Source organism: Amycolatopsis sp. NPDC004079, assembly GCF_040610415.1.
Lineage (GTDB): Bacteria > Actinomycetota > Actinomycetes > Mycobacteriales > Pseudonocardiaceae > Amycolatopsis > Amycolatopsis halotolerans.
The window spans coordinates 141,966-168,273 of sequence record NZ_JBEXMH010000009.1; the positions used below are offsets into that span (position 1 = coordinate 141,966).

Annotated in this window: 26 protein-coding genes; 13 read left to right on the forward strand and 13 right to left on the reverse strand. The window is 69.6% G+C overall.

Annotated features, from left to right (window positions below; all coding sequences use genetic code 11):
* The first annotated feature begins 133 nt into the window (after positions 1–133).
* Positions 134–1,489, forward strand: a complete 1,356-nt coding sequence (gene pcaB / locus ABZX37_RS12790; protein ID WP_354738901.1) for a 3-carboxy-cis,cis-muconate cycloisomerase — start codon at positions 134–136, stop codon at positions 1,487–1,489.
* A gap of 78 nt (positions 1,490–1,567) precedes the next feature.
* Here pcaB and ABZX37_RS12795 read toward each other — a convergent pair whose 3' ends face one another.
* Complete coding sequence (locus ABZX37_RS12795) at positions 1,568–2,098, reverse strand: DUF4383 domain-containing protein (RefSeq protein WP_354738903.1); 531 nt, start codon at positions 2,096–2,098, stop codon at positions 1,568–1,570.
* Between the two features lie 655 nt (positions 2,099–2,753).
* Complete coding sequence (locus tag ABZX37_RS12800; RefSeq protein WP_354738905.1) at positions 2,754–3,200, reverse strand: DUF1772 domain-containing protein; 447 nt, start codon at positions 3,198–3,200, stop codon at positions 2,754–2,756.
* 90 nt (positions 3,201–3,290) lie between these two features.
* On the opposite strand from ABZX37_RS12800, the gene ABZX37_RS12805 reads away from it, so the two are divergent.
* Both ABZX37_RS12805 and ABZX37_RS12810 read left to right on the forward strand, forming a co-directional pair.
* The gene (locus ABZX37_RS12805; RefSeq protein WP_354738907.1) at positions 3,291–3,869 is read left to right on the forward strand and encodes a TetR/AcrR family transcriptional regulator; all 579 of its coding nucleotides are present in this window, start codon (positions 3,291–3,293) and stop codon (positions 3,867–3,869) included.
* A 119-nt stretch (positions 3,870–3,988) separates the two neighbouring features.
* Complete coding sequence (locus ABZX37_RS12810; RefSeq protein ID WP_354738909.1) at positions 3,989–4,894, forward strand: hypothetical protein; 906 nt, start codon at positions 3,989–3,991, stop codon at positions 4,892–4,894.
* Between the two features lie 3 nt (positions 4,895–4,897).
* On the opposite strand, the gene ABZX37_RS12815 is transcribed toward ABZX37_RS12810, so the two are convergent.
* Entirely contained in the window at positions 4,898–6,115 is a 1,218-nt protein-coding gene (locus ABZX37_RS12815) for an alpha/beta hydrolase-fold protein (protein WP_354738911.1), read from the reverse strand.
* A gap of 156 nt (positions 6,116–6,271) precedes the next feature.
* Complete coding sequence (locus ABZX37_RS12820) at positions 6,272–7,234, reverse strand: alpha/beta hydrolase (RefSeq protein WP_354738913.1); 963 nt, start codon at positions 7,232–7,234, stop codon at positions 6,272–6,274.
* A gap of 167 nt (positions 7,235–7,401) precedes the next feature.
* On the opposite strand from ABZX37_RS12820, the gene ABZX37_RS12825 reads away from it, so the two are divergent.
* From ABZX37_RS12825 to ABZX37_RS12835, 3 genes are all read left to right on the forward strand, one after another.
* Positions 7,402–7,875, forward strand: a complete 474-nt coding sequence (locus tag ABZX37_RS12825) for a MarR family transcriptional regulator (RefSeq protein WP_354738915.1) — start codon at positions 7,402–7,404, stop codon at positions 7,873–7,875.
* Between the two features lie 49 nt (positions 7,876–7,924).
* Positions 7,925–8,773, forward strand: a complete 849-nt coding sequence (locus ABZX37_RS12830; protein WP_354738917.1) for an SAM-dependent methyltransferase — start codon at positions 7,925–7,927, stop codon at positions 8,771–8,773.
* A gap of 73 nt (positions 8,774–8,846) precedes the next feature.
* On the forward strand, positions 8,847–9,329 hold the full coding sequence (locus ABZX37_RS12835) for a hypothetical protein (protein ID WP_354738919.1): 483 nt from the start codon (positions 8,847–8,849) through the stop codon (positions 9,327–9,329).
* On the opposite strand, the gene ABZX37_RS12840 is transcribed toward ABZX37_RS12835, so the two are convergent.
* On the reverse strand, positions 9,293–10,222 hold the full coding sequence (locus ABZX37_RS12840; protein WP_354738921.1) for a patatin family protein: 930 nt from the start codon (positions 10,220–10,222) through the stop codon (positions 9,293–9,295). The two genes, ABZX37_RS12835 and ABZX37_RS12840, sit on opposite strands and share 37 nt — an antisense overlap.
* 112 nt (positions 10,223–10,334) lie before the next feature.
* Here ABZX37_RS12840 and ABZX37_RS12845 point away from each other — a divergent pair, with 112 nt between their 5' ends.
* The 4 genes from ABZX37_RS12845 (at position 10,335) to ABZX37_RS12860 (ending at position 14,243) form a co-directional block, all read left to right on the forward strand.
* Positions 10,335–10,883, forward strand: coding sequence for a PadR family transcriptional regulator (locus ABZX37_RS12845; RefSeq protein ID WP_354738923.1), 549 nt, complete (start codon positions 10,335–10,337; stop codon positions 10,881–10,883).
* Positions 10,883–12,889, forward strand: a complete 2,007-nt coding sequence (locus ABZX37_RS12850) for an NADPH-dependent 2,4-dienoyl-CoA reductase (RefSeq protein WP_354738925.1) — start codon at positions 10,883–10,885, stop codon at positions 12,887–12,889. Before ABZX37_RS12845 ends, ABZX37_RS12850 begins: the two co-directional genes overlap by 1 nt.
* Positions 12,890–12,918: 29 nt before the next feature.
* Complete coding sequence (locus ABZX37_RS12855; protein ID WP_354738927.1) at positions 12,919–13,887, forward strand: prephenate dehydrogenase; 969 nt, start codon at positions 12,919–12,921, stop codon at positions 13,885–13,887.
* A gap of 65 nt (positions 13,888–13,952) precedes the next feature.
* Positions 13,953–14,243: an antitoxin gene (locus ABZX37_RS12860; protein ID WP_354738929.1), complete on the forward strand. Its 291-nt coding sequence runs from the start codon at positions 13,953–13,955 to the stop codon at positions 14,241–14,243.
* A 184-nt stretch (positions 14,244–14,427) separates the two neighbouring features.
* On the opposite strand, the gene ABZX37_RS12865 is transcribed toward ABZX37_RS12860, so the two are convergent.
* Complete coding sequence (locus ABZX37_RS12865) at positions 14,428–16,386, reverse strand: FUSC family protein (RefSeq protein ID WP_354738931.1); 1,959 nt, start codon at positions 16,384–16,386, stop codon at positions 14,428–14,430.
* 74 nt (positions 16,387–16,460) lie between these two features.
* Here ABZX37_RS12865 and ABZX37_RS12870 point away from each other — a divergent pair, with 74 nt between their 5' ends.
* Together ABZX37_RS12870 and ABZX37_RS12875 are read left to right on the forward strand one after the other, a co-directional pair.
* A complete protein-coding gene (locus tag ABZX37_RS12870; RefSeq protein WP_354738933.1) occupies positions 16,461–16,907 on the forward strand; it encodes an SRPBCC family protein in 447 nt (148 codons plus the stop codon).
* A gap of 85 nt (positions 16,908–16,992) precedes the next feature.
* The gene (locus ABZX37_RS12875; protein ID WP_354738935.1) at positions 16,993–17,751 is read left to right on the forward strand and encodes a polysaccharide deacetylase family protein; all 759 of its coding nucleotides are present in this window, start codon (positions 16,993–16,995) and stop codon (positions 17,749–17,751) included.
* A 285-nt stretch (positions 17,752–18,036) separates the two neighbouring features.
* Here the strand turns inward: ABZX37_RS12875 and ABZX37_RS12880 are convergent, their stop codons facing one another.
* The 6 genes from ABZX37_RS12880 to ABZX37_RS12905 form a co-directional block, all read right to left on the reverse strand.
* Positions 18,037–20,625, reverse strand: coding sequence for a CHAT domain-containing protein (locus ABZX37_RS12880; protein WP_354738937.1), 2,589 nt, complete (start codon positions 20,623–20,625; stop codon positions 18,037–18,039).
* A 53-nt stretch (positions 20,626–20,678) separates the two neighbouring features.
* Positions 20,679–21,164: a carboxypeptidase regulatory-like domain-containing protein gene (locus tag ABZX37_RS12885; RefSeq protein WP_354738939.1), complete on the reverse strand. Its 486-nt coding sequence runs from the start codon at positions 21,162–21,164 to the stop codon at positions 20,679–20,681.
* Positions 21,161–21,766, reverse strand: coding sequence for a sigma-70 family RNA polymerase sigma factor (locus tag ABZX37_RS12890; RefSeq protein ID WP_354738941.1), 606 nt, complete (start codon positions 21,764–21,766; stop codon positions 21,161–21,163). Before ABZX37_RS12890 ends, ABZX37_RS12885 begins: the two co-directional genes overlap by 4 nt.
* A 1,563-nt stretch (positions 21,767–23,329) precedes the next feature.
* Positions 23,330–23,470 carry a hypothetical protein gene (locus ABZX37_RS12895; protein WP_354738943.1) on the reverse strand — a complete coding sequence of 47 codons (141 nt, stop codon included), beginning with the start codon at positions 23,468–23,470 and terminating at the stop codon, positions 23,330–23,332.
* Positions 23,471–23,570: 100 nt separating this feature from the next.
* The gene (locus ABZX37_RS12900) at positions 23,571–24,320 is read right to left on the reverse strand and encodes an SGNH/GDSL hydrolase family protein (RefSeq protein WP_354738945.1); all 750 of its coding nucleotides are present in this window, start codon (positions 24,318–24,320) and stop codon (positions 23,571–23,573) included.
* A gap of 208 nt (positions 24,321–24,528) precedes the next feature.
* On the reverse strand, positions 24,529–25,158 hold the full coding sequence (locus tag ABZX37_RS12905) for an NAD(P)H-binding protein (protein ID WP_354738947.1): 630 nt from the start codon (positions 25,156–25,158) through the stop codon (positions 24,529–24,531).
* 87 nt (positions 25,159–25,245) lie between these two features.
* Between ABZX37_RS12905 and ABZX37_RS12910 the strand changes: the two genes are divergently transcribed.
* Entirely contained in the window at positions 25,246–25,809 is a 564-nt protein-coding gene (locus ABZX37_RS12910; RefSeq protein WP_354738949.1) for a TetR/AcrR family transcriptional regulator, read from the forward strand.
* On the opposite strand, the gene ABZX37_RS12915 is transcribed toward ABZX37_RS12910, so the two are convergent.
* Positions 25,806–26,291: a MarR family transcriptional regulator gene (locus ABZX37_RS12915; RefSeq protein ID WP_354738951.1), complete on the reverse strand. Its 486-nt coding sequence runs from the start codon at positions 26,289–26,291 to the stop codon at positions 25,806–25,808. The two genes, ABZX37_RS12910 and ABZX37_RS12915, sit on opposite strands and share 4 nt — an antisense overlap.
* Between the last annotated feature and the right edge of the window lie 17 nt (positions 26,292–26,308).

Genomic DNA, 26,308 nt, shown 5'->3' on the forward strand with positions numbered 1-26,308 from the left:
GCAGCAGCGGCCAACGACAGCGTCTGCGCCGCTGGTCAGCCAAGCGCGTGCCCGGTGAGGTCGACGCCGCTCACGCTTTGAGTGGTCAGCGACCTTCCCGCCCCAGGCCACCCGGCGTGCGATGCTGGACGGCATGACCGCCGATCCTGACTCCGGCCTGCTCTCACCGGTGCGCGCCGGAACCCCGGCCGAAGCGGTGACTGGTGACCGGGCGTTCGCAGCCGCCCTGCTGGAAGCGGAGGCCGCACTCGCGCGGGCGCAGGCGCGGCTTGGCACGGTGCCGTCCGAGGCAGCCGAGCGGATCAGTGCTGCCGCGAGGCTGTTGGGCGAGGGCGAACTCGACGTCGTCCAACTGGCCCGCGACGCGCGCGCGACCGGGAACCCGGTGGTCAGCCTGGTGCGCACGCTGTCCGCCAAGGTCCCGGACGTCGCCGACTACGTGCACCGCGGCTCCACCAGCCAGGACATCGTCGACACGGCGATGATGCTCGTCGCGCGCGACGCTCTGCGGCTGATCAGCGCGGACCTCACGGCGATCGCGGACGCCCTCGCCACGTTGGCGCGCGCCCACCGCGACACCGTCATGCCCGGACGCACCCTCACCGCGCACGCCGTCCCGACGACGTTCGGTCTGAAGGCAGCGATCTGGCGGCAGGGCGTCCAGGAGTCCGCGCGCCGGATCGCTGAGCTGCGGCTGCCGGTGTCGCTTGGCGGCGCGGCCGGAACGTTGGCGGCGTACGTCCAGTACGGCGACGGCACCGACGACTACGCGGAACGGCTCGTCGCTGCCTTCGCGGAGGAAACCGGCTTGACCGCACCGATTCTGCCGTGGCACGCGGATCGCACCCCGGTGGCCGAACTGGTTTCCGCGTTGGCTGGCGTGACGACAGCGTTGGGCAAGATCGCTGTCGACGTTCAGGTGCTGGCCCGTACCGAAATCGGCGAAGTGACCGAGGCGACCGGCGGCGGGTCTTCGGCGATGCCGCACAAGCAAAACCCGGTGCAGTCGGCGTTGGTCCGGTCGGCCGCACTGCAGGTGCCGGTGCTGGCCGCTGGAGTCACCCAGTCCGGGCTGGCGGAGGACGAACGCTCGGCTGGTGTCTGGCAGGCCGAGTGGCAGTTGCTGCGCGAATGCCTGCGCCTCACCGGCGGTGCGACGTATACGGCTGCGGATCTGTTGCAGGGCTTGGACATTCACGCGAACCGAATGCAGGATAATCTCGAGCTGACCAACGGATTGATCGTCTCGGAACGACTGTCGGCAGCACTGGCACCGATCGTGGGCAAGGCGCGCGCGAAGGACTTGCTGGGTGCCGCCTCCCGGCGGGCGATCGAGGAAAACCGTCCACTGGCAGAGATCCTGGCGGACACGCCGGAGATTACCGCCGCCATTGACGCGGCGACGCTGGCCGATCTCGGAGACCCGGCACGGTATATCGGTGCGGCGGGACGAATGGTGGACCGGGCGTTGGAAGATTTCGGCGAGTAAGCACGAACGGGACCGCTGCCGGAGGAAATGGCGCTCCGGCAGGCGATCCCGCTGCGCGGTTATTCCACTGTGGACGAGCTAGTGGGCCAAGCCGTGCCCGCCTGCCTCGGGTCGGCGCGGCTGGGCGGCCGGGTCGACTTCGGCGGGTTCCTCGTCCTCGGGAAGCAGAACCCCGTGGCGCGCCGGGAGAACCGCGGTCAGCAGACCGAGAACCGCGATGCCGAGGTGCAGCCAGTTGTCAGCGTCGGCGAGGTTGAGCGGGTTGCCGAGGCCGGACACCGGGTTGACCGTGATCGTCCCGGCGAGCATCAGGCCCCAGACGAACAGCGCGCCGTAGCCGAGGAAGAGCAGCCAGCCGAACGTCCGGGCGCGGCCGGAGCCCAGTGCCAGCAGCAGGCCGATCACGCCGGTCGCCACGTGGACGACGTTGTTCAGCGGGTTGGCGGAAAACCGCCACAGAGTGACACCGTGTCCGGTGAAATCCCCGAACCCGGACTTCACGAGCCCGATGATGCCGTAGGCGAGAAACAGGACCCCGAGCAGAATGGCCAGCACCTGGGCGGGCTGCACCCCTTCCACCCGGACGCGGGCTCGATGCGCACGAACCATGACTCCAGTCCTTCCCATACCGAAGGTGACGGTGGGTCAACCCTGAAGGGATCCCCCGCCCCGCCCGGCCCGAAACCCGAATCCCGCCACCCCGACGCGCCCACCGGGCAAGATCGGCGGCACGAACTGGGCTGCCGGGGCCAATGGGGCTGCTGAGCCGACCGGAGGCCCGAGCGAGGCACCAGCCGGACCGGCTCGCGGCCCCGGCGGCGGAGAGCCGAAGAATTGGCGCGGCGACTCTTCCGGCCCCGGAAACGGGAGCGCGGCAGAACCGCGCGGCTCGGACCAGCCCGGCGATCGGCAGGGCTCGCGCGGCACTCAGACCAGCGCGGCGAACCCACACCGACGCGTCGACCGGCAGAGCCCGGCCGCACGCACCCCAGCCCAGCCACCGGCAGAACCCCACGCACCCAGACGAGCCCAGCGATCGGCAGGACCCGCGCGGCACTCAGACCAGCCCAGCGAACCCACGCCCCACCCACACCAACGCGGCGACTGGCAGAACCACCACGCACCCAAACGAGCCCAGCGATCGGCAAGACCCGCGCCCCACCCAGACCGACAGAACGCCTGCCGCACTCGCACCAACCCAGCGACGAGCAGAACCACCGCCGCACCCCGGCCAACCCAGCGACCGGCCGAACCGCCGCCGCGCTCAGACCAGCGCGGCGACCAGCACAGCAAACGCACCGATGATCACCGCGACCCGCGCGTAGTGGTAGCGGTCCCAGCGGTTCATCTGCTCTTTCCAGTCCGCGGGCCGGTTCTCCGGGGTCCACGTCTTGCCCTGGTTGTTGATCGGGACGAGCAGCAGAATCGACATCACCACGCTCACGATCAGCAGCCCGGCCCCGATCACGACGAGCCCGGTGCCAGGGCGATCCCAAGCAAAGACCGCCCAGATCGCACTCAGGACAAGCGACCCGATGTACCAGAACGGCATGATCGCGCCGAGCATCCGGCCCCCGTGGGCGCGGCCTAGCTGATTGCTGTCGTCCGGGAGCCCGTTGAGGATCGGGTTGATGACGAAGGCGACGCAGAACTCCACCCCCACCATCACGCCGACGACCACGACGGTGCAGACCTCGAGTGCGCTGAGCATGATGACCTTCCTGAAATCTAGCAGTGCTAGCCGATGAGGCGATGCTAGTACTACTGCCGCTCGATTGTCTAGCAGTGCTAGACTCCTCTTATGTCGGTACACGAACGCAAGCAGCGCGAACAGGCGGAGCGCGAGCGCCTCATCGTGGCGACCGCCCGGGAGCTCGCCGAGCAGCAGGGCTGGGACGCCGTCACCACCCGCAGGCTCGCCGAGCGCATCGAGTACAGCCAGCCCGTCCTCTACAGCCATTTCCGCGGCAAGCGCGAGATCATCGGCGCGGTCGCGCTCGACGGGGCCGCCGAACTGGCCGCGGCGGCGCGGTCCGCAGCCAGCGCCGAAGACGACCCGCGCGCCCGGGTCACGGCCCTCTCCCGCGCGTACCTCGACTTCGCCGAGCAGCACCCGGCGGTCTACGACGCCATCTTCCAGCTCGACGGCGGCCTCGCGTTCGCGCAGGACGACACCCCGGAACCGCTGAAGGACGCGTTCGCCGCGCTGATGGAAACGCTCGGCGAAGTCGCCGGCGAAGGTGTCGACCCGGGCCTGTTCACCGAGCTGTTCTGGGCGTCCCTGCACGGAATCGCGACCCTGACCCGCGCGGGACGGCTGCCGAGGGAGTTCGCCGAGCAGCGGGTCGACCTGCTCGTGGAACGGCTCGTCGTGGTCTGAACCACCACTGCTTGCCCGCAGCCCGCCCGACCGTCACGCGTACTGGCCGGTACCGAGACCCATCCCACAAACCGGCCCCATTCGGCGAACCCTGATCAGGTGATCGGGGAAGTCGGGGCATGCGCAGGGCGAACACGTTCCTCTTGGCCGGCTTGCTTCTCGGCGCGGTCATCGCGTTTCTGGTCACCGAGGCCCAGCCGTACCGGCAGGTGGTCACCGCCGCCGCGCCGGTGGACGGGTCCGGCGTCATCTCCGCGACAACCGACTCCAGCACGCCCGACTCCAGCACGCCCGACTCCAGTCCCGTCCCGAAAGCGAGCACCGGCAGCGCCGCGCCGCAGCAGGGCACCGATCTCAAGACCGAACTCCCCGCGCTCGTCCCCCAAGGGCACGTCAGCGTGGTCGTCTACGACCGCCGCAACGGCACGACCCCGGTTTCCCTCGACGCGCATCGGCACTACACGTCCGCGTCCCTCGTGAAGCTCATGATCGCCTTCGACGCGCTCGACCGCGGCACCAGTCCGGCCACCGTGCGGGAAATGCTGTCCCGCAGCGACGACGACCTCGCCAGCAAGCTCTGGGTCGCGGGCGGCGAGACGCACATTGTCCGGGAAGCGGTGAGCGAGATGGGCCTCGCCGAAACCACCCCGCCTGAGGACCCGGGACGCTGGGGCGACACGGAAATCACTGCCGCCGACATCACGCGCGTCTACCGCTACCTGATGGATCGCGCGCCGGCCCAGCAGCGCGAGACGATTCTCCGGGCGCTCCGCGGCGCGACCGAGAACGGCGCCGACGGATTCCGTCAGTACTTCGGCATCCCGGACGCACTCGGCGACGCTTCCTGGGCCGTCAAACAAGGTTGGTCCTGCTGCAATCCCGGGCGCATCCTGCACACCTCAGGCCTCGTCAAGGACGACCGGTACCTCGTCACGGTCCTCACCGAGAATCCCCGCTCGGTCGGCTACGAAACCGCCGAAGCCCAGGTCACCGAAGTGGTCAAGCACCTTCCCGGGATCCGCTGAGCGTCACTGCTCGACCGCGGTCAGCCCGCCCCGCGCGCCCGTGCTCGGCAGCGGCCACGGCTTCACGCCGCCGGTCACGTCGGCCCGCGGCCCCGGCGCCGACGGTCCGGGAATCCGCTGCCCGATCCACGTCAGGACGTCCGGCAGCTGCGCTTTGAAGGTGTTCATGTTGTGTCCCGCGTCCGGAATCCGCCACGACGTGAACTGCACCGGAGCCTGCGCGGCCGCGCGCATCTGGTCGACCGCGCGGCTTTCGTTCTGCTCCTTCTCGCCGGAGATCGCGAGGAGTTCCAGCGGGGCCGGGTGCAGCCGGACGTTGATCTTGACGTTGTTCGCGTCCTCGATGTCCTTGCGGCCGCGGAAAAGATTCTCGGTCTCACCGTCCACTTGGGCCTTCTCGTAGCCGCTCACGCTCGCCGCCTGCGCGTACCACTGCGGATGCCGCGTCACGAGATTCAGCGCGCAATAGCCGCCGGACGACCAGCCCGCGATCGTCCACGCCCGCCGGTCCGGATTGACGCCGAGGCGCTGGATCGCCCATTCCCGGACGTCCGCGGACAGATAGGTGTCATTGGGACTTCCGTTGACCTCGTCGACGCATTCGGTGTCGTGGCCGATTTTCGGCGTTCCGGTCGGGTCCGGGATCAGCACGATCACCGGCGGCAGCAGATGCTTCGAGATCGCCGCGTCAAGCTGCTCGGGCAAGTGGTACCCGATCGGGGCGGTGGTGACCTCCGGGCCGGACGGGTAGTTCGGGATCCAGGTGATCGCCGGGAACCGCATCGACTTGTACGGATGCTGGAAGTATTGCGGCGGAAGGTAAACCGTCACGTCGCGGGTGAGTCCGGTGCGCCGCCCGGTCACCGTCACGTGCGCGATGGTGCCCTTGCCGACCCGAGCGTGCGCCACCCCGAGGTCGCGCGCGCGACCGAGGTCGACGCCGTTGTCGCCGCCCTCGACGTCAATGCCCTCGGCGGCGAACGCGCCGGTTCCGAGCAGCGAGCCGAGCGTCGGGAAGAATCCGCCGATCATATTGCCGGTCAAGCCAAGCGTGACGATTACGAGACACAGCGCGACGAGAACCGTGGCACTGCGGCCGATTTGCTTGCGCTTGCGCCATTTGTCCCAAAACCACGGTACCGAGATGACCGCGAGAAGCGCGAGCACGCCGATCACCGCGAGCATGACGGGCGAATCCAACCTGATTGCGCTCAGGTGCACGGGAACCTCCAGGACCGATCGCGCGCCCGGAAGGCGGGACCCGCTGCTCTAGATACGTTTGAGAGGCCATTCTCGTTGTGATCAAGTGATGTCGATCACGCCCAGAATGGCCCCGTCAAACTCAGCAGAACCTCAGGATTGCCCGTTAGTCCCTGATTAGTTGCCGAATGCGCCACGCAGCACAGTGATCGCCTGTGTGATCGCCGCTTCCGCCGCGTGCGTTTCACGAAGCGCGTTCACCATCACGAAGTCGTGGATCACGCCCTGGTACCGCACCGCCGTCACCGGCACGCCCGCCGTGCGCAGCTTCGCGGCGTACGCCTCGCCCTCGTCGCGAAGAACGTCGGCCTCGCCGGTGATCACGAGAGCCGGCGGCAGTCCGGCAAGCTGCTCCACAGTGGCGCGAAGCGGCGAAGCGGTGATCTCGGCGCGCTGCGCCTCATCGGTCGTGTACTGGTCCCAGAACCACTTCATGCCTTCGCGGCTGAGGAAGTAGCCGTCGGCGAACTTGGTGTACGACTCGGTGTCGAAGGCAGCGTCGGTGACCGGGTAGAACAGCACCTGCTGAAGGAACTTCACGTCACCGCGCTCCTTCGCCATGAGCGTCAGCGCCGCGGTCATGTTTCCGCCGACGGAGTCGCCCGCGATCGCGATTCGCGTGGTGTCGAGCCCCTTCTCCGCGCCGTTCTGGACAACCCACTTCACGGCGGCGTAGTTCTCTTCGATCGCGACGGGGTAACGAACCTCCGGCGAACGGCTGTATTCCGGAAAAACAACGGCCGCGCCGGTTCCGGCGGCGAGTTCGCGGACCAGCCGCTCGTGGGTGTGGAAATCGCCGAAGACCCAGCCGGCGCCGTGGATGTAGACGAGCACCGGCAACGGTCCGGTGACGCCCTGCGGCTTGACGATCCGGACCTCGACGTCCCCGTTCGGTCCACCCGGGACGGTCAGCGTCTCGATGTCGGCGGGCGCCAGTGCGACGTCGCCGTCTTGCACGCCGTCGACCGCCTTGCGGCCCTCGGCGGGCGGGAGCTGGAAGAGGTACGGCGGCTGGTCGGTGGCCTCGGCGAACGCCAGGGCGGCCGGCTCCAGGGCGAGGTTCTGCGGGTTCGCGGTCATGACTTCCTCCGATAGCTGCGTCGTGCGGACTGCACAGAACATAACTCCACAACTTAGTTGTGCACAACTAGATTACACTCAATGAGATATAGAGCACTTGAGTTGCCCTTCCCGGCCAGCCGAGAGAAGATGGAGAGCTGGACGACGAAAACCGAGGGAGGCCACCGATGACCAGCCCAGACACCGGAGAAACCGGTTCCCTGCTGCTTGACGACCAGCTGTGCTTCGGCCTGTACTCGGCCTCCCGGGCAGTCACCTCGCTCTACCGCGCACTGCTCGAACCGCTCGACCTGACCTATCCGCAGTACCTGGTGATGCTCGCGCTGTGGCAGCAGGACGAGCAGCAGGTCAAGGAACTCGGCTCCGCCCTGAACCTCGACTCCGGCACGCTGTCGCCGCTGCTGAAGCGGCTGGAGAAGGCCGGGCTGATCAAGCGCGAACGCCAATCCGACGACGAGCGCTCGGTCCGCATCCGGCTCACCGAAGAGGGAACCGCGTTGCGCGCCAAGGCCGAACGGATCCCGCCGCACGTCGGAGCGGCGATGAACTTGAACAACACCGAACTCGGCCGGATGCGCGCCGCGATGGATCAGCTGACGGCTTCGGTCAACGCCTACCGGGAGTCCTACCGGCCGAGCTGAACGCGGCGCCATGGTTAGCATGAGCGCCAGGGCGAGCGTGAGGACGGCGATGAACACACAGGACGAAGCACTGCGCGCGGTGGAAGCCAGTCTGGACCGGCCGTCGGCGGCCCGCGTCTACGACTACTTCATCGGCGGCACCACCAACTACGCGATCGACCGCGTCTTCGCCGAGAAGGTGCGCGAACGGCTGCCGCTGATGGGCGAGTACTGCCGCACCAGCAGGCAGTTCCTCGGCCGCGCGGTGCGCCAGAGCGTGCGCGAGGGCATCCGGCAGTTCGTCGACATCGGCTCCGGCCTTCCCACCGCGGGCAACGTGCACGAGGTGGCCGACGACGAGCGCCCGGAACACGACACTTCCGTGCTGTACCTGGACAACGAGCCGGTGGCGCTCGCGCATTCGCAGGTGCTGCTCGCCGACACCGCGGACGAGGACCGGCACCAGGCGATGGCCGCCGACCTCCTGCAGCCGGCCGAATTGTGGGACCGGGTCGCCGATTCGCACGTGATCGACATCCGGAAGCCGGTGGCGCTGATCGTCAACGCGGTGCTGCACTTCATCAAGGACGACCAGGACCCGGACGGCATCCTCGAGTTCTACCGCAAGCAGCTCGCGCCGGGCTCGTTGCTCGTCCTTTCCCAGATGACCAACGAAAATCCGGTGGACGACAACGAACGCCAGGCGCTGGTCGACATCATCAAGTACTACGAGTCGACCACCAACCCGGGCATCCTGCGCACGAAGGCGGAGTTCGAACGGTTCTTCGGCGGCTGGCCGCTGCTCGAACCGGGACTGGTGTACGCGCCGGCGTGGCATCCGGACGGCGACACGGTGTTCGCGAAGGTGCCGTCGGAGTCGCGCGTGATCGGCGGCGTGGCCCGCAAACCGCAGGCCTGACCGGGGTTTTCCCACCCGGCCTCCACCCCCGGGTGGAGGCGCGGGACGGGCCGGTCCGGGCACAGTCGGCGCTGTGCCGAACACCTTCGACAACATCCTGATCGGCCTGGTCGTCCTGACCTGGCTGATGTGGCGACAACTCCAAGTCCGCCGCGCCGACCGCCCGCCGGTGGTGCTGCTCGTCATCAGCGCGCTCGGCGTCGCCTCGCTCGGCGTCGCGATCGCGAAGACCGCGCCGACGACCGCGGCGATCCTGTTGCTCATCGGCAGTTTCGTCGTCGCCGGCGGCTTCGGCGTGGCCCGCGGGTACACCATGCGGATCTGGCGCGCCGACGGAACTCTGTGGCGGCAAGGCAATTGGCGAACCGCCGTGCTGTGGCTTGTTTCTTTCGGCGTCCACTTAGGACTTGACTTCGCCATCGACGCGGCCAACGAAGCGAAAGGCCTCGGCGGCGCGTCAATCCTGCTCTACCTCGCGGTTTCCCTCGTCACCCAACGACTCACCGTCCGCAGCCGCGCTCACGACGCCTTGCGCAAGACGTCCAACGCCGCGTAAACCGCCTCCCGCCCCAGCTCCACCGCACGCCGCAGCACCGCCGGATCCCGCTCCAGCACAGCAACATCCGGCGCACCGGCCGGAGGCCGGACACTCGCCAGCCGCGGATCTTCCCGCAGCTGGCGTTCGTCCTCCAGATCCCGGTCGTACTGCGTGCGCCAAGCGTCGACGGTGCCCGGCGCGTGGCGACGCAGAAACCGCGGCACCACCACGTCCTGCACGCGCGGCGGCCGCATCGGAAGCTCGTCCTCGCGCCGGGTCCGCAGCACCAGCACGTCCGTCGCGCCCTGCGCCAGCGCGGTGCGGAACGGCAGCGGCTCGGCGATCCCCGCGTCCACGAACCGCCGCCCGCCCATCGCGATCGGCGGACCGGCCAGCACCGGCATGCACGACGACGCCGCGAGCGCCGTTTTGATCCCGGCCACGTCCTCGATGAACGGATGCAGATCGGTCGACTCGCCGGTTTCGGCGTCGGTGGCGAGCGGGTGGAAGCCGACCGGATTCGCCAGGATCGCCGGGAAATCCATCGGTTCGAGCACCGAATACACCTGGTGCACGAGGTACTCGAGATCGACCACCGCCCGGCCGCGCAGTGCGTGCAGCGGGTTGATGATCCGCCGCATCACCACCGGGTTCCACCAGGTCCGCACGCCGGTCCGCGAGCGCCCGCACAACAGCCAGGCGGCGTTGAGCGACCCGGCGGAAGCGCCGTAGACGTCGTCGAACGCCGACGCCGCCCCGAGTTCGTCGAGCGCGAGCGCCATTCCGCTCGAATACGTGCCGCGGCTGCTGCCGCCCTCCACCGCGAGCGCGAGCCTGCGGCCGTCCGTCCGCCGCCCCGGCACGCTGCCCTCGGCGATGCGCTCGGCGAGCAGTTCCAGAACCGGATTCACCCCTCCATCTTGCTGCTCTTCGCCGCCGCGATCGACCCGTTTTGCCCCCTCTCCGGGTGACCTGGCTTGCACTCAGTTGCACTGCACCTAGTTGCATATGACACTGTCCGGCATGGCACTGGAGCACGCGATCCTCGTCTCGCTGTCGGAGCGCTCCGGCTCGGGCTACGAGCTGGCGCGCCGGTTCGAGAAGTCCATCGGGCTGTTCTGGAGCGCCTCCCACCAGCAGATTTACCGCGTGCTGAAGCGGATGGAGGAGGCCGGCCAGGTCGCGGTCGACGTGGTGGCGCAAGACGGTCGGCCGGACAAGAAGGTCTACACCGTCAGCGAGCCGGGCCGCGTCGAACTGCGCCGCTGGCTCGCCGAACCGTCGCCGTCAGCCGGGCCTCAGGAGCTGGCGGTGAAGCTGCGCGGGGCGTCGTTCGGCGACGCCGAAGCGGTCGCCGCCGAGATCACCCGGCACCGCGACGCGCACGCCGAGCGGCTCGAGCTGTACCGGCAGATCGAGAAGCGCGACTTTCCCGCCCCCGACCGGCTCCGCGGCCGTCCGCTGCACCAATACCTCGTGCTGCGCGGCGGAATCCGCGTCGAAGAAGGCCAGGTCGAGTGGCTGGAGGAAATCCTGACCGCGTTGCAGGCCGACGAAAAGGAATCTCACTGATGACCGAGTACCCGAACCTGCTGTCCCCGCTCGATCTCGGCTTCACGACGCTGCGCAACCGCGTCCTGATGGGCTCGATGCACACCGGTCTGGAGGATCGCGCGTCCCGCTTCCCGCAGCTGGCCGAGTACTACGCCGAACGCGCGCGCGGCGGCGTCGGCCTGATCGTCACCGGCGGGTTCGCGCCGAACCGCACCGGCTGGCTGTTGCCGTTGGCTTCGAAGCTGTCCACGCCCGCCGAGGCGAAACAGCACCAGTTGCTCACCAGCGCGGTGCACGCTGAGGGCGGCAAAATCGCGCTGCAGATCTTGCACGCCGGCCGCTACGCCTACCACCCGCTGAGCGTTTCCGCGTCGAGCCGCAAAGCGCCGATCAACCCGTTCCGCCCGCGCGCGCTCACCGCGTACGGCGTGCACCGCACCATCCGCGCGTTCGCCGATTGCGCCGCGCTGGCCCGCGACGCCGGGTACGACGGCGTCGAGATCATGGGTTCCGAGGGCTACCTGATCAACCAGTTCCTCGCCGAACGCACCAACCGGCGCACCGACGCGTGGGGCGGCACCGCGGAGAAGCGCCGCCGGTTCGCGGTCGAGATCGTCCGCCGTACCAGGGAAAAAGTCGGGCCGGACTTCATCATCATCTACCGGCTGTCCATGCTCGACCTCGTCGAAGGCGGACAGAGCTGGGACGACGTCGTCGCGCTGGCCCGCGACGTCGAGGCCGCCGGGGCCACGATCATCAACACCGGCATCGGCTGGCACGAGGCCCGCGTGCCGACGATCGTCACGTCGGTGCCGCGCGGCGCGTTCACCTGGGTCACCGGCAAGCTGAAGCCGCACGTTTCGGTGCCGGTGGTGACCTCCAACCGGATCAACCTGCCGCACGTCGCGGAACAAGCGCTCACCGACGGCGACGCGGACCTGGTCTCGATGGCCCGGCCGCTGCTCGCCGACCCGGACTGGATCCGCAAGGCCGAGACCGGCCGCGCGGACGAGATCAACACCTGCATCGCCTGCAACCAGGCCTGCCTCGACCACGCGTTCAGCCGGAAACCGATGTCCTGCATGGTGAATCCGCGAGCCGGGCACGAAACGACCCTGAACCTGCTGCCGACCCGACGGGTCAAACGGGTCGCGGTCGTCGGAGCCGGACCCGCCGGGCTAGCCACCGCGACTGCGCTCGGCGAACGCGGCCACAACGTCGAGCTCTTCGAGGCTGACGACGAAATCGGCGGCCAGTTCGGGATCGCGCGGCGGATTCCGGGCAAGGAGGAGTTCGCCGAGACCATCCGGTACTACACGCGCCGGCTGGAGGTCACCGGCGTGAAGGTGCACCTCGGCACCCGGGTGACCGCCGCGGACCTGACCGGCTTCGACGAGATCGTGCTCGCCACCGGCGTCACGCCGCGGGTCCCTTCGCTGCCCGGGATCGACCATCCGAAGGTGCTGTCGTACGTGGACGTCGTGCGGCACGGCAAACCGGTCGGCGAACGGGTCGCGGTGATCGGCGCGGGCGGCATCGGCGTGGACGTCAGCGAATTCCTCACGCACAGCTCGTCGCCCGCGTTGGATCGCGACGCCTGGATGGCCGAATGGGGCGTCACCGACCCCGCGCTCGCGCCCGGCGGACTCGCGAAGCCGAAGCCGGAACCGTCGCCGCGGCAGGTCTACCTGCTGCAGCGCAAGAAGTCGCCGATCGGAGCGGGCCTCGGCAAGACGTCCGGCTGGGTGCACCGCGCGGCCTTGCGCGCCAAGGGCGTTGAAAAGATCAGCGGCGTTTCCTACGACCGGATCGACGACGCCGGTCTGCACGTCACGGTCGACGGGAAACCGCGGCTGCTGGAGGTCGACACCGTGGTGGTCTGCGCAGGCCAGGAATCCGTGCGGGAGCTCGCCGGCGCGCTCGGCGACGTGCCGGTGCATCTCGTCGGCGGGGCCGACGAGGCACGCGAACTCGACGCCAAACGGGCCATCGACCAGGGCACCCGGCTGGCCGCCGTCCTGTAGCCGCTTGCGCGCACTGGCAGGATGGCCCCGTGCGAGACGTATGCGTAATCGGGCTCGGGCTCATCGGCGGTTCCCTGCTGCGAGCCGCCGCGGCGAGCGGCAGGACCGTATGGGGAACCACAGTGTCCGAAGTGGACGCTGACGCGGCGAGCCGCGGCGGCTACGACGTCACCACCGACGCCGAAGCCGCCCTGCAGCGAGCCGCGGCAGCGGACGCGATCGTGGTCATCGCGGTGCCGCTGCCCGCCGTGGAGAACCTGCTGCGGCAGGTCGCGCAACACGCGTCGCACTGCATCCTCACCGACGTGGTCAGCGTGAAGGGCCCGATGCTCGACGCAGTCCGCCGCCGCGCGCCGTACACGCGCTACGTCGGCGGACACCCGATGGCGGGCACGTCGCGCTCCGGCTGGCTCGCGGGCGACACCATGCTCTTCCGCGACGCGGCCTGGGTCGTCGGCGTCGAAGAGGAAACCGACCTCACGGCGTGGGCCGAGGTCACCCGGCTCGTGCTGGACGTCGGCGCGCACGCCATCCCGCTGCCCGCCGATTCGCACGACGAGACAGTCGCCCGGATCTCGCACCTGCCGCACCTGTTCGCCGCGATCCTCGCCTCGGTCGGCGCGCAAGGCGGCCCGCTCGCGATGACGCTGGCCGCCGGCTCGTTCCGCGACGGCACCCGCGTCGCCGGATCATCGCCGGACCTGGTGCGCGCCATGACCGAAGGCAACCGCGACGCCCTGCTCCCGATCGTCGACGACGCACTCGGCCGCCTCGGCGCCGCCCGCGGTTCGCTCGCGTCCACCGGCGGCCTCGCCGCGACCATCAACGCAGGTCACGAAGGCGCTTTGGCGTTGGAAGCGGCGCGCGACGCGGCGCTGTCCGGCGTCCGCATCGACCTCACCGCCGCCGACGCCCGCGAAGGACTCGTGGCACTCGGCGAACGCGGCGGCCGGATCACCGGACTGGACGGAGCGGTCGCACTCGGCGAAGTGTCTTGACTTGCCTGGAACGCCTGGTGTGTGACGATTGAATCCTCTCAATCCCAACCCCGGGGAGGCATTCGATGGGCATCAACTTCGACGAGCTCAAGAACAAGGCGACCGAGGCGCTGCGCGAGAACAGCGGCAAGCTCGAGCAGGGTCTCGAGAAGGCGGCTGAATTCGCGAAGTCCAAGGTCAGCGGCCACGACTCGCAGATCGACGGCGGCGTGGACAAGGCGAAGGACCTGCTCGGCAAGGTCACCGGCAAGAACGAAGAAGGCGGCGAGAAGCCCGAAGGCGGCGAGAAGCCGGAAGACGGCCCGAAGCCCGAGGGCGGCCAGCCCGAGGGCGGCCAGCCCGGCGGACAGCAGTAACCCTCCGCCTCCAGGTTGGGCCCGTTCGCACCCCAATGTGGCATTGGGCGCATCCCACGCACCCAATGTGGCATTCGGTGCATCCGTTGCGCCCCAACGCCACATTCGGTGCATCCCACGCACCCAACGCGGCATTCGGTGCATCCCACGCACCCAATGCCACATTGGGGCGCTTCGGCCAGGCTCAGGTGCGCCGGTGATACGGCAGGAACCGGCGCACCAGCCGCAGCGGCGACCGTTCCACCAGGTCCGGCCCGCGCACCGCGTCGAACGTCGAGCCGAGCTGGTCCACCACTCCGGCGAGCCGGGGGTTGTCCGGCATCGGCATCGAATCCGGGTCCCGCTGCTCGCGGACCGCGGAAGCCAGCTCCGCCAACGCATCCGTGAGCAGCTCGATGTCCGCGGGCGACGGAGCGGGCGCGCCCTCCCCGATCGTCACGCCGACCTCGGTCACCGCGTCGGTCACGCGCTCCAGGCCAGCGATCACCGGCCACCACGCCACCGCCTGCCGTCCCGCCGGCGACGGCTCCACGATCACCTGCTGAAACGCCGTCCGCAGGTCCGCGAGCGCGCGGTACGCCGCGCGCCGGGCCCGCGACCGAGCGAGCCGCGATTCACCGGTCGAATTCAGCACCATCGCGGTGCGGACGTACTTGGCGACCGTGTCGAAACTGTCCGCCAGCCGCCCGCCGACGGTCGGCCGCCGCGAACCCGGCCACAGCAGATAGCCGACGACGAGCACGATCACACAGCCGATCACGGTGTCGACCAGCCGCGCCAGCACGACCGTCCAGCTGCCGGTGTTGGCGAGGTCCATCTGCAGGATGATCAGCGGCGTCACGAACGTGCCGAGCATCCCGTAATTGCGCACCTTCCCGACCGCGGCCCCGCCGGCGAACACCGCGATCAGCGCCACCAGCACCCAGCCGCGCGCGCCGAAGGCGAGCACCACCGCACCGATCCCGACGCCCGCGACCGTGCCCATCCCGCGCAGCACCGCGCGGCCGAACACCGAGCCGAAGTCCGGTTTCAGCACCACGCCGACGGTGAGCGTGATCCAGTACGACCGCTCGAACGGCACCATCAGCGCCACCACTTCGGCCACCGCGACGCACACCGTGAGCCGCAGCGTCGCCAGCCAGGTCAGCGGTCCGGAAAGCCCGCTCGCCCACTCGCGCACCCGGCGCAGCAGCGAGACCTTCTTGCGGCGCTTGCGGTCGTCGAGCTTCCCGATCCGCGCCAGCCCGGCGTAGAGCGCACTGACCACCGCGTCGGCGTTCTCGTCCGCCAGCTCGGGCGCGGGCGGAAGCGGCTGGCTCGCCAGCACCGAGGCCGCCACACACGTCAGGTAGTCGATCACCTCGTCTGGCGCGCGCTGTCCGGCGTTGACCATCGCGACCGACGCCTCGACCGCGGGCGTCGTCGCGGACAGCCGGTTCAGCAACCGCCGATACGCCGCGTCTCGACCGGACAGCCAGGAACGCGCGACCAGCAATCGGTCGTATGCCGTGCTCATCGCGGTGGTCAACTGGTGGCGCGCGACCCGCGAAGTCGGTTCGTCCTCCGCCGAGAGCATCGCCGCGAGCTCGATGTAGACCTGCGCGACGGCTGTGCGTTCCGGGCTCGTCGCGCGGAGCGTCCAGGTGCCGAGCGCGACCAACAGCCCCCAGCCAGCGCCCGCGCAGAAGAAGCCGAAGAGCGCTTCGGTGCGTACGCCGGTCGCGTGCTGCGCGGTGCCGAGCACGCAGAAGACGAACATCTGCAGCCCGGCCACCGAAGCGTTGCTGCCCGCCGCGCTGATGAGCGCGGAAACCGCCGCCACCACCACGACCGCCGGGATCGACCAGGCGGGCATCCCGCCGGTGAGCAGCCCGATGAGGTACCCGACCCCGGCCGCGAACGTCGCCCCGCCCAGCCGGCGCGCACGGTAGCGATAGGCCCCGGACGCCTCGGACAGCACGGTCGGCAGCGCTCCGGTGGAGATCAGCGCGCCCACCGCGATGTCGCCCGCCGCGTACGCGACCGCCAGCGGAGTAGCCAACGCGACCACTGCGCGAGCGACCATGTTCCACGGAATGGGAACAGGTTTGGAACGCAGAAGCTGCGTCAGCCAGTGCGGCGCGGCGAAGTCGGAGCGGCTCACCGCACCATCTTGACCTACCGGGGCCGTCCGGGATTGATTTGTCGCACTGCCAACAACGTGTTCGAGGAGCTTTCATGCCGGGTCGCAGGTACTCGTTCGAGGTGAACAAGGTGAGCAGCGCGCCGCCGCCGGTGCTGTTCCGGCTGGAAAGCGACGGGACGCTGTGGTCGACGTGGGCGCGTCCGCTCGTGTGGCAGTCCCGGTGGTCGGCGCTCGGCGACGACGGCCGCGTCGGCGCTGTCCGGGAAGTCGGGTTGTGGCCGGTTCAAGTCCGCGAACGGACTCTCGAATACGTACCGGATCGACGCCACGTCTACACATTCGACGGTTTCAGCCCGGTCCACGACTATCGTGCGGAGGTGGCGTTCACGCCGAACGCCGACGGCGGCACGGACCTCAGGTGGTCGGGGTCGTTCGCCGAACGCATCCCCGGAACGGGGCCCGTCGCCCTCGCAACGTTGCGCAGCGTGATCGGATTTTTGGCCACGCAGTTGGCCAAAGCGGGCAATCGTGCTGCCTGACGGGGGTGCGTTGCACCACAACGATCAACTCAGACTGGAGTACAGACGTCATCCCCTCGGGTGACCCCGAGGGAAAGGAAGCAGCATGGCGAAGCGGTGGCTGGCGGCGGCATTGGCCGGTTTGCTCGCATTGTCGGCGTGCTCCAGCCCTGATTCGAGTCAATCGCCGGAACAGGCGAACCCCGCTCCGGGGGCCGCGAAGCCGGGTCCGCCGCCCGGGCCGTACCCGTTCGGCACCGTGCAGCAGAAGGCCCCGGCGATCCAGGACGGCAAGGTCGGCGTGGTCCGCCGCATCCAGACCGACAAGCCGTACGTCTTCATCACCATGGACGACGGCGCGGTGAAGGACCCGTCCGCGCAGGGCCTGATCCAGCAGTCCGGCGGGCATCCGGTGCTGTTCCTCAACAATCGGTACGTGAAGGGCCACGAGGCGTATTTCAAGGCCATCCTGGACTCGACCGGCGCGGTGCTCGGCGACCACACGGTCAACCACCCGAACCTCAAGGGCAAACCGCTGGACTTCCAGAAAAAGGAAATCTGCGACGACGCCGACGACTTCCAGAAGTCCCTCGGCGTGCGCCCGAGCCTGTTCCGCCCGCCGTTCGGCAACTACGACCAGAACACGCTGAAGGCGGCCGCGGAGTGCGGGATGCGCGCTTCGGTGCTGTGGACCGCCTCGGTCAACGACGGCGTCGTCCAGTTCCAGTCCGGCGACAAACTCCGCCCGGGCGACATCGTCCTGATGCACTTCCGCAAGACGTTCAAGGAAGACTACGAAGCGTTCATCGCCCAGGCCAAGAAGGACGGCCTGACACCGGTCCCGCTGGCCGACTTCCTGGGCTGAGCACCGACCGCGGGTCTCGTGCGTGGCAACCCTCCTACGCGGCGGTTCCCACTGCCATCGCCACTCACGAAGCCCGCCACGCGCCGCGCCGCTTCCTTCGCCGACCCTCGTGCGCGGCAATCACGGTTCTAACCGGGGATAGCCACTCACGAGCCCCCACCACGAACTCGCCACCGCGCCGCTTCCTCTCGCCTCACCGTGGCGGTCAGCCTTCGCGAAGGCGCTCCTCGCCCGTCAGCCGCGCGGTTATCCTCGCGCGCCTCGCAGCACGCCGTCTTCAGGCGCTCAGCCAGCCCCGAGGCACACGAACGGCCGCCGCATCGGGTCCACCGCCACCGCCTCGGCCAGAGCCAGCGCGGGGGAAGTCCCCTCCGCCAGCCGCCGGTGCAGGTCCGCCATCGTGTCCGCCGCCGCCCGGTCGCCGACTCGGGCCACCGCGCCGATGACCGTCCGCGAACCGCTCGCCAGCAGCGTCCCGGCGAAGCCCAGCGCTTCCTCGCCCGGCCGGATGTGGCTCATCGCCAGCTCGCACGCGGCCAGCACCACCCGCTCCGGCGGGTTCGCGAGCCGGGTCGTCTCGTGCGCGAACAGCGGGCCGTCGACCAGCTCCACGCGGGAGAACAGCGCGTTCGCCGGCTCGTGCGCGCCGTGCGCGACCAGGTGGGCCAAGCGGGTGCCGTCCAGCGCGGTCAGGACCGTGGCGCTCGTCGCGTCGTCGCCCTCGACCAGCTGCGCGTCCGGGTACACCGAGCGCAGCTTGCTCACCTCGCCCACCGCGCCCGGCACCCCGGGACCGCCCGCGAGCAGCACCGGACCGTCCTCGGCGGGACGTTTCGCGGTGATCCACGCGGTCGCCGACGGCGCGATCGAGACCGGATGCCCGCGCAGCGACGGCAACGCACCCCACGGCATCGCGTACAGCTGCCCGATCGGGACGATCACCAGCTCGCGATCGTCGAGAGTCTTGACCAGCGACGCGGAAATCAGCGCGTCGAGCTTCTCCGCCCGCCGGCGCGCGGACGCGGACACCGTCTCCGCCATGATCGGCGACAGATGGTCCGGCGCGAGCGCGTCGAGGTCGGCGTGCAGCTGGGTCGCGGTCTCCACGATGTCGTCCAGCGGCCCCAGTTTGAGCAGCCGGAACGTCCCGCGGTCGACGACCAGCGAGTACAGCTGATTGTTGTACGGCACCAAACTCACCAGCACGCGGTCGCCGAGCGCGGCGACGACCTCGTCCGGCGTCGCGACCGGACGCGGGCGGCCCCACTGGCTCGTGTACCAGCCGAGCCTGCTCGCCTCGCGCTGCAGCTGGGTGTACCGCTGCTCCAGCGCCTTCACCGGCTCGCCCTCCAGCCGGGCGCGCTGAATGGTGCGCTGGACGTGCCGCATCTCGTTGATGTGCTTGGCCAGCACCGGATCCTCGATCACCGGCAGCGGTTCGTACCGGTAAACCTGCGCCCGGGTGCGTTCCAGCCACGCGAACATCCGCCGCGCGCCCGCCGCGTTCCGCCGCGCGCGCCGCAGCACGAGCCGCATCGCCAGCCTGCCCAATTCCTCGCCGTGCACGGCCGTGCCGCACAACAGGTCGAGCCCGCCCATCCGGTCGCGGATCGTGCCGAGTTCGCGCAGTCCGGCGCGGGCCTGCGCGAGCGCGGCGCGCGGCCGATCCTCGGCGACGGCCAATTCCGCCCGGCACAACCGGAACAGCATCCGGTGGTCGACCGGCGACGTCACGCGCGGGGCGGGAACGTGCGTGAGAACGAGCGAGGCTTCGGCGATTTCCTTGCGGCGGATCAGCAATCGCACCGCGAAGAGCCGCGCGACCGCCGCCTCGTCACGCAGCCCGAGCGCGGCCAGCCGTTCGGCGATGGAGACGAGTTCGGCGGGCAACCGCGAGGTAGACCGGCCATGGCGGTCCGACAGCACCTGCTGTGCTTCCGCGCGAAACCGTGCGAGACCGGCGATCTCGGCCCATGTCCGATTGCCGCGACGGAGAAATCGGCGGCGCGCGTCCGAGGCGGACTTTCGCGCCAACGCGAAATCGCCCTCCAGCAACGCGGCCGCGGCCCGGGCGACCTCGGCTTCCGCGATGTGCTGACCGGATCCGTTGGCGCGCAACTCCGGCAGCGCTTCGTCGAGGTGCTTGCCCGCCTCGTCAGCGAGGCCCGCGGTGAGCAGCGCGCGGGCCTGGTCGAGCCGGATCAACGGGATCGAACCGGGCGATTCGGTGACGAGGATCCGCGCGGCTTGTTCGTAGCTGGACAGCGCCTGCGGGACGTCGCCGATGAGCTGCGCGTGGTCGCCGAGGTTCTGCCGGATCTTGCCTTCGAGCCGGGTGTGCCCGTTTTCGCGCGCGAAGCCGAGCGCGCGCTCGAGGTCGGCTTGCGCGGCGTTCGGCTGGTTCAGCGCCATGTGCACGAGGGCCCGGTTCAGGAGCATGATCACCAGCGTCCGGCGGGAGTCGTCGAACTCGGCTTCGATCCCGGGCATGACGGCGTCGTACACCGAAAGCGATTCGCTGAACCGGCCGCCGCGCATCAGCACCACCGCGCGTTGGCCGGTGACCAGCAACCCCAGTTCGCGAACGGCCTTGTTTTCCGGAAGCTGGTCGCGAAGATGCCGCGCGGTCTCCAGGTGCGCGAGACCGGCGTCGGTGGAGGCGACCTCGGCCTCGGCCGCGCCGAGGCTCACCAGCACCCGCACCTGCAGTTCCCGGTGCTCAGGCAGCGGTTCGGCGACGCGCGCCAGCCGCGTGAGCGCGCTGCGGAACAATCGCACCGCGATGCCGGGCCGCTGGTCGGACGCGGCGGCCCGGCCGCGCGCGTACAGATCGGACGCCGCCGCGATCGTTCGATCATGGACGGGCGCGGACACGGACTCTATGGGAGCACACCTCCGCCACTCTCCATAACGCCCGTCCGGGTTTCTCAGAGAACGACGGTCGGCGTGACGACGGTGCGGCGGTGCGCGCCGGCGCCGAGGTGCACGAGGATCTGCGTGGTTCCGCAGGGGACGCGTTCGAGCACGAACCGTCCGCCCTCGTCGGTGGCCGTCGCGAACGTGCCGTGATCGGCGACCCGTACCTCCACGTCGTACTCGCCCGCGGGCGCGAGCCAGCCGTCGATCCGGTGCGTCTTCCCGATTTTGGTCAGGTTGATCATCACCGTCAGGTCGCTGACGGTGAAGGTGATCGTGCCGGTCGCCGTGCTGCGCACGCCCGCCAGTTCGTCGAGCCGCTCCCAGCGCGCGACCTCGACGTCGAGGTTCTCGAGCTCGAGCGCGAACTGGACCCGCTGCACCAGGTCGTCCGGCGGCGGGTCTATTTCGTCGAGAAACCGGCCGATATCAGCCAGAATGGCCTCGTCGTCCGGAATCGCTTGGCCGTGTCCCGGCCTGCCGATGTTGTCGCTCACCGGGCACCCCCTTCTCCTGCGAGCAGATCGCGCATCGAGTCGAGGCAGCGGCCCCTGGTGGGCCCCACGCTGCCGCGCGGCATCTGCATAGCCTCGGCGACCGCGCGGTATTCGGCGCGGCCGGCGAGGACGGTCAGCCGCAGCAGCTCCTGGCAGCGTGCGGGCAGGCGGAGGAAGGCGCGCCAGACCCGGCGGTCCCGGTCGGCGCGGACGGCTTCCTCCTCAGGCGCGGGATGATCGCTTTCCAGCGTCGCGGCGACCTCGTCGGACAGCGGCACGGGCTGGGCGCGCCTGCCGTAGGGACGGGTCGCCTCGCGGCGAGTCGTGGTGATCAGCCAGGCGGCGAGCGCGCGGGGGTCGCGCAGCTTCGCGAGCTGGCTGAACAGAGCGAGCCACACGGTCTGGACCACGTCCTCGGCCAGCTGCCGGTCGAGCCCGTTGGCGCGCGCGACGTGCCACACGAGCGGCGTCAGCTCGTCGACAAGTTTCGCCATGGCGCGCCGATCGCCGCCCTGCGCCGCTTTCATGCAAGCGGCGTGCAGGTCTGCGCCGGTCAGGCCTTCCCAGGGCGGGTCTACCTCGGTGGTGTGCACGTCGGTCACCGTAGCTGCCTCACTCCGGAGGTGGGCCGACCCAGGCGAGCTAGCCACCGGTCGTGTCGGCACGGCCGGGCCCGTCGCGGGTCGCCTCTCCGGTCGCGTGCCGGATCGATCGTGAATTGTGCGCGCTCTTTCGGTGGGTTCGGTGATGCGGATGGTGTACAGGGGCACAGTGCGTGCCCCGTGGGTGGGCTCTTGGTTGAGGAGCGAACAACTGGCTCTGGGATACATCAATCTCTGACTTTTTTTCGGGTGAGTTTTTCTTGGAGCCGGTTTGGGGCGGCTTTGGTGCGGTTTCGGTGCTGCTGTGGTGCGGATGGTGCTGCGGTTTCGATGCTGCGCTGGTGCGGTGGTCGTGCGGGTCTTGCTGCGGTTTCGATGCTGCTCTGATGCGGTGGTCGTGCGGGTCTTGCGGCGGTTTTCGTGCCGTTCGCCCGGCGGTGTTCGCGCAGGCCCGGCGGGTTCTCCCGGGCCTGGCAGTCCGGCTGGCTTCCGTCGGGACCGGCGGGGTGCCGGGACACGACCGGCCGGGCTCCCCCTCCGGCACGGCCGTGTCCCGACAGCTCCGTCGGACCCGATGAGTCCCCCAACGACCCATCGCGGCCCCGCCGACCCGGCTCGGCCGGGTGGATCCCTCCCCTGGATCCGCCCGTCCGCACCGGCCCGGAAGCTGCCAGCCGATTCACCAGTCCCGCCGTCCCAGCTCGTCAGCCGGATCGATCCCTCCCCCGGATCCACCCGGCCGAGCCAGTCCGGTCAGCTCGCAGGCCTGGTCTGGCCAGGCGGATTCCTCCCCGAACCCGCCCGGCCAGACCAGGCCGCAAGCCAACCGCCGGACCAGCCCGCGAGCCCGCCGACCGGCGGATCCCTCCCCGAGATCCGCAGCCGGACAGCCCGTAAGCCGATCCGCCAGTCCTGCCGAACCGGCCCGCGAAGCCCTCCAGCCGAACAGATCCCTCCCCGGATCCGTCCAACCGCGCCAGCCCGCCAATCCCGCTGAACCGGCGCACAAACCAGCCAGCCGAACGGATCCCTCCCCGGATCCGCCAAGCCAGGCCCGCTCGCACGCCAGTCCGCCTGAACCCGCCCGCGAAACCCGCCTACCGAACAGACCCCTCCCCGAGATCCGTCCAGCCGCGCCAGCTCGCGGGCCGGTCCGCTGAGGTCTGGCCTCTCCCGCCGCTCCGGTCTGCTCAGCGGCTGGGCGGGTCCCCTCCGAAACCCGTCCGCGGCCGGGCCGGGTCCCCCAGACCCGGGCCGAGCGGAGACCGGACCGGCGCGGTGGCCAGTCCTTGTCACGTCCATCTCTCACTGCGCACCGGCCGTCGGCCTGATCGCCCCCTTGTGCCGATCAGGTCGCCGGTTCAGCGCTCGTGCACGCGGAGCGTGCGGTCGTGCGGGTGCGCACCGGCCAGCGCGGGCTGCTCGCGCGCGCCGACCGGTACTCCCCGCCCCCATGAGGGCCCGCTCCCCTGTCGGGCCCCGCCGGAAGGGAATTCCTCCCCGAACTCCCTCCGGCTGACGACGTCCGGCAGCCCCCTCGGCTCCCGGGCGCCGCCCGTCTCGCTATTTGGCAGTACCGGTGTCGTCGAGCGGCTCGTGGTTGCCGTCCGGCTGCACTCCCCGGTTCGCCCCAGGCGCGGGGCTCGTCTTGACGGGCGGAATGGTGGTTCCCGGCTGCCGCTCGTCCTTCTGATCCGCAGGCATGTGGCCCTCCCTTTTCCTTGGTTCGCCCTATAGGACGCATCCAGGGTGCGCCTAGATACACGGAGCGCCAAAGTTTTTGGGATTTTTGTGAACCTGCCGGTCAGGACGGCCGCGTCACCTCCCCCGGATGCCAACCGTCAGTGACGATCGGTAATCCCTCCGAGAGCGCGGCGGCCCAAGCGCGGTAACCGTCCGGGCCGGGATGGAAACGGTCAGCGGCGAACATCCCCGGACGGAGCAATCCGGGCGCCAATGGGATGTGCGTGACCCCGGGAAGCCGGGTCAGCTCGCGTGCCGCCCGGTCGAGCGCGACGGACCGCGCGCCGAGCACGTCCCGCAGCGGCCTGGGCAAGGACGGGAAACTCGCGAGCGGCGGCACGCCCGCGAGGACGACCGGGACATCGCCGACCCTCCGCCGCACTTCGACGACGATCGCCAGCAGATCCCGCCGGTACCGGGCGGCCGAGTGCAGTTCCAGGGTGTCGTTCACGCCGAGGACGACGACCACCACGTCGGCCACCCGGACGCGCGGAACCAGCTCGTCGAGAACCACCCGCGCCGACGCGCCGGTGATGCCCAGGGCGTGCCACCGCACCTCCCGGTCTGGGTACGCGCGGGCCAGCCCCACCGCGAGCTGCCCGGTGAGCGCGTCGGCGTGGGTGAGCGCGCCGACGCCGTCCACCGTCGATTCGCCGATGACGGCGAGCCGCAGCGGTCGCCCGGAACCGAGAGCGCCCTCGATCGGCCCATCGGCACCGGGGAGCCGCGGAGTCGCCCGACGCACCCGGACCGCTTGCGCGACCAGCACGGGTGCCATCAGGAAGAGGAGGAACAGCCGTAGAACTGCCATGCCTCCGACAGTAACGAGGACCTACGACAGATCCGGGCCCGCGGAGGGAGTTGTCCACAGGGGATGTGAGTTGTGGACAACCCTGGGGATAGTTTGGGGAAAGCGGCCGGGAGCAGCGTGTCTGCAACTGCAGACAGAACCATCAGCCACGAGCGGCAGGGGCCTCGGACACTCCAGTCGCAGGTGTCGGCAATCGCAGACAGCCTCTTCACTGAGCGATCGACACCGTCTTCCCCACCAGAGAATCGTCCTCGACCGCGTCCAGCAAGAACCGCGCCACGTTCGCCCGCGGGATCTGGAACCTCCTCCGCACATCCCGCCCCACCTGGCTGCGCACCCGTGCCCGCGCCGGTTTGTCCGTCAGCCTCGTCGGGCGCACGATCGTCCACCGCACCTCCGGAGCCTCGTGCAGGGTCGCCTCCATCCGCCGCAGATCGGCATACCCGTTGCGCAGCACCGCACCCAGCAACGGCTTCAGCAGCAGCCGCGAGAACAGGGCGTCCCCCTCAGCCTGCAGACCGGACGCACTCACCACCACAAACCGCGTCTGGGAACCACGCAGCGCGGACACCACGGAGCGAGTGCCGTCGGAGTTGACCGTCGTCGGCTTGAGATCCGCGGGGCCAAGGGCCAGGACAACAGCGTCACGACCGGTCACCGCATCGGCCAGGCGAGGATCAGTCAGCGTGTGAACCGCGACGTCCAATCGGGGATGCGCGGGGACGGTCAATCGCGCAGGGTCGCGGACCACGGCGGTTACGTGCCATCCGCGCGCCAGTGCTTCCCGCACCGCCAGGCCGCCGATCCGGCCGCTCGCGCCTAGGACGGTGATCTTCATGAGAGGCCTCCAGAGGGGGTGAGTAAACACTTACCGACTAGGGTGAGTGAACACTCACCACGCTGAGAAGACCCTCAGGGAGCACGCATGGGAAGCCGCGAAGACCTCGTCGCCGCAGCAGCGACGGTCATGCGGGAGCGCGGATACGCACATGCCACGACCAAGGCGATCGCGCAGGCCGCAGGCTACTCGGAAGCCTTGCTGTACAAGCATTTCCGCGACAAGACCGCGCTCTTCCTGGCAGTGCTGAGAGAGGAGCTGCCCGATCTCGTCGCCACCGCGGCGAGGCTCACCGAAAACCCCGGGAAGGCAGCGCTCGGCGACAATCTCGCCGAGCTGACCACCACGGCGCTGGCCTTCTACTGCGCGAGCTTCCCGATCTCCATCTCGATCTTCTCCTCGCGTGATCTGCTCCGCACCCACCGGGACACCCTCGAAAACGGCCCCGACCTGCCGATCCAGCACGTCGCCGATTACCTCGACGCCGAGGTCAAGCTGGGCAGGCTGCGCAGCGATCTCGACACCGAAGCGGCAGCCCGGCTGCTGCTCGGCGCGTGTTTCCAGGAAGCGTTCCTGGCGTCCTTCGAGGAACGAGAGCCGCGCCCGGACCTCGCGCACCGGCTCGCCGCGACCCTCGAAAAGCTCGGCTAGTCGCGGTTTTTCCGCAGCTCGTGCCAGCGGTCGTACAGGTTGTTGACCTCGACCAGCATGAACGCCAGGAAGTCCCGCATCTCGGCCAGCCGCTTCCCGGCGGGAGTGTCCTCGCCGAGCGCGTCGATGCCTTCGGTGGCCGCGTCGCGCCACATGATCAGGAAGCGGTCGCGCTTGAGGAAGGTCGCGTACCAGAGGTCGTCGTAGAGCCGGTAGTGGTCGCGGCGCTCGCCGGGTTCGCGGACCTTCGTCACGAGACCGATCTGGTCCAGATACCGCACCGCGCCGGAGATCGCGGCCGGGCTCACCGACAGCTGCTCCGCGAGCTCGGCGGCCGTCAGCTGCCCCGAGTCGGTCGTCATCAGCGCCGCGAAAACCCGCGCCGACATGCGCTGCATGCCGATCTGGGACATCACCAGGCCCAGGCTTTCGACGTATCGGCGGACGGCGTCCTCGTCTCTCTTCGTCTCAGGCGTCGTCATCCGTCCATCCTCTCCCA

Bases quoted from the DNA above. Each gene is read 5' to 3' on its own strand.
- ABZX37_RS12900 (WP_354738945.1), bottom strand. From the start codon at position 24,320: ATGGCAGTTCTACGGCTGTTCCTCCTCTTCCTGATGGCACCCGTGCTG.
- ABZX37_RS12870 (WP_354738933.1), top strand. From the start codon at position 16,461: ATGCCGGGTCGCAGGTACTCGTTCGAGGTGAACAAGGTGAGCAGCGCG.
- ABZX37_RS12800 (WP_354738905.1), bottom strand. From the start codon at position 3,200: ATGCTCAGCGCACTCGAGGTCTGCACCGTCGTGGTCGTCGGCGTGATG.
- ABZX37_RS12905 (WP_354738947.1), bottom strand. From the start codon at position 25,158: ATGAAGATCACCGTCCTAGGCGCGAGCGGCCGGATCGGCGGCCTGGCG.
- ABZX37_RS12895 (WP_354738943.1), bottom strand. From the start codon at position 23,470: ATGCCTGCGGATCAGAAGGACGAGCGGCAGCCGGGAACCACCATTCCG.
- ABZX37_RS12820 (WP_354738913.1), bottom strand. From the start codon at position 7,234: ATGACCGCGAACCCGCAGAACCTCGCCCTGGAGCCGGCCGCCCTGGCG.
- ABZX37_RS12810 (WP_354738909.1), top strand. From the start codon at position 3,989: ATGCGCAGGGCGAACACGTTCCTCTTGGCCGGCTTGCTTCTCGGCGCG.
- ABZX37_RS12830 (WP_354738917.1), top strand. From the start codon at position 7,925: ATGAACACACAGGACGAAGCACTGCGCGCGGTGGAAGCCAGTCTGGAC.
- ABZX37_RS12910 (WP_354738949.1), top strand. From the start codon at position 25,246: ATGGGAAGCCGCGAAGACCTCGTCGCCGCAGCAGCGACGGTCATGCGG.
- ABZX37_RS12805 (WP_354738907.1), top strand. From the start codon at position 3,291: ATGTCGGTACACGAACGCAAGCAGCGCGAACAGGCGGAGCGCGAGCGC.
- ABZX37_RS12850 (WP_354738925.1), top strand. From the start codon at position 10,883: ATGACCGAGTACCCGAACCTGCTGTCCCCGCTCGATCTCGGCTTCACG.
- ABZX37_RS12795 (WP_354738903.1), bottom strand. From the start codon at position 2,098: ATGGTTCGTGCGCATCGAGCCCGCGTCCGGGTGGAAGGGGTGCAGCCC.
- ABZX37_RS12845 (WP_354738923.1), top strand. From the start codon at position 10,335: ATGGCACTGGAGCACGCGATCCTCGTCTCGCTGTCGGAGCGCTCCGGC.
- ABZX37_RS12825 (WP_354738915.1), top strand. From the start codon at position 7,402: ATGACCAGCCCAGACACCGGAGAAACCGGTTCCCTGCTGCTTGACGAC.
- ABZX37_RS12875 (WP_354738935.1), top strand. From the start codon at position 16,993: ATGGCGAAGCGGTGGCTGGCGGCGGCATTGGCCGGTTTGCTCGCATTG.
- pcaB (WP_354738901.1), top strand. From the start codon at position 134: ATGACCGCCGATCCTGACTCCGGCCTGCTCTCACCGGTGCGCGCCGGA.
- ABZX37_RS12860 (WP_354738929.1), top strand. From the start codon at position 13,953: ATGGGCATCAACTTCGACGAGCTCAAGAACAAGGCGACCGAGGCGCTG.
- ABZX37_RS12915 (WP_354738951.1), bottom strand. From the start codon at position 26,291: ATGACGACGCCTGAGACGAAGAGAGACGAGGACGCCGTCCGCCGATAC.